Genomic DNA, 1436 nt, shown 5'->3' with positions numbered 1-1436 from the left:
GATGTAGTCCTTGTAGTAGATCCGGTTGACGTAGGCGCAGATGCCGGGGATCAGCAGGTTGACGCCGACACCGGAGACGATGTGGTCGACGCCGAAGGTCACCGTGATGACGGCGTGCAGCAGACCGCCGAGGGCACCACCGAGCATGCCGGCCACCAGGCCGACCCACGGGTTGTAGAGGTACCCGGCCCAGGCGCCGCAGAAGGTGCCGGCGACCATCATGCCTTCGAGACCGATGTTGACCACACCGGCCCGCTCGGACCAGAGACCGCCCAGACCGGCCATGCCGATCGGCACGGCGGCGCTGAGGGCGGCGGTGACCTGCCCGGAGGAGGTCAGCGAGTGGTTCCCGGTGGCCATGCCCACGGCGGAGAAGAGGACCAGGGCGCCCGCGATCAGCAGGAGCACCACCGGCCAGGACATCTTGCGCTTCTTGGCGGGAGCGCCCGGCGCCTTCGCACGGGCAGCGGTGGCGGTGCTCATGCCGACACCTCCTTCTTCTCGTTGGCAGCGGCCTGGGCGGCCAGCTCTGCGCCGACCTTCTGCTGCTGGCGCTTGAGGCCGTAGCGGCGCACCAGCTCGTACGCGACCACGACGCAGATGACGATGGTGCCCTGCATGACCGGGACGATCTCGAACGGGAAGCCGCCCTGGAGGGGCAGCTGCGCGCCGGTGGCGTCCAGGAAGGCGAAGAGCAGGGCGGCGAAGGCCATGCCGATCGGGCTGTTGCGGCCGAGCAGGGCGACCGAGATGCCCAGGAAGCCGAGGCCGCCCTGGAAGCTCTGGCCGAAGTAGTACGAGTTCTGCAGCAGCTCGGGCAGGCCGATCAGACCGGCCAGCGCGCCGGAGACCAGCATCGAGATGACGACCATGCGCTTGACGTTCACGCCGGACGCGGTGGCCGCGGTCTCGGAGCGGCCGGTGGCGCGCAGGTCGAAGCCGAAGCGGGTGCGGGTCAGGGTGAACTGGAACGCCACGCCGACCAGGATCGCGATGAACAGGAAGCCGTAGAGCGGGCCCCCGTCGGTGTTGATCGCGAAGAAGTGGCTGGACTGCGAGACCGGGGAGGTCTGGATCGCGTTGGACGTGCCGCCCTTCTCCGGCGCGAAGACGCCGGGGACGAGCAGCAGACCGACGATGGCGACCGCGATGGCGTTCAGCATGATGGTCGAGATGACCTCGCTGACGCCGCGGAAGACCTTCAGCAGACCGGCGATGCTGGCGTAGAGGCCACCGACCAGCATGGCGGTGATCAGCAGCAGCGGGATCTGGATGAACGACGGCAGGTCGAGCCGGCTGCCGATGTACGCCGCGAACAGCGCCGCGACCTTGTACTGGCCCTCGACACCGATGTTGAAGAGGTTCATCCGGAAGCCGAACGCAGCGGCCGCGGCGGCCAGGTAGTACGTGGTGGACCGGTTGAGGATGGCGACCTG

Annotated in this window: 1 protein-coding gene and 1 pseudogene; both read right to left on the bottom strand. The window is 68.5% G+C overall.

Going from position 1 to position 1436, the window contains the following annotated elements; genetic code table 11:
* Nucleotides 1-483: pseudogene (locus tag MCM47_RS40655) on the bottom strand (ABC transporter permease); the annotation flags it as partial.
* On the bottom strand, nucleotides 480-1436 hold a 957-nt coding region (locus MCM47_RS40650), incomplete at its 5' end, for an ABC transporter permease (protein ID WP_238951821.1). The pseudogene MCM47_RS40655 and the gene MCM47_RS40650, both read right to left, overlap by 4 nt.

Origin of the sequence: Kitasatospora sp. A2-31, from assembly GCF_022288725.1 — a bacterium.
Taxonomy (GTDB): Bacteria; Actinomycetota; Actinomycetes; order Streptomycetales; family Streptomycetaceae; genus Kitasatospora.
Note: the sequence above shows the minus strand (reverse complement) of the source record. Positions and strands in the feature narration are given on the sequence as shown.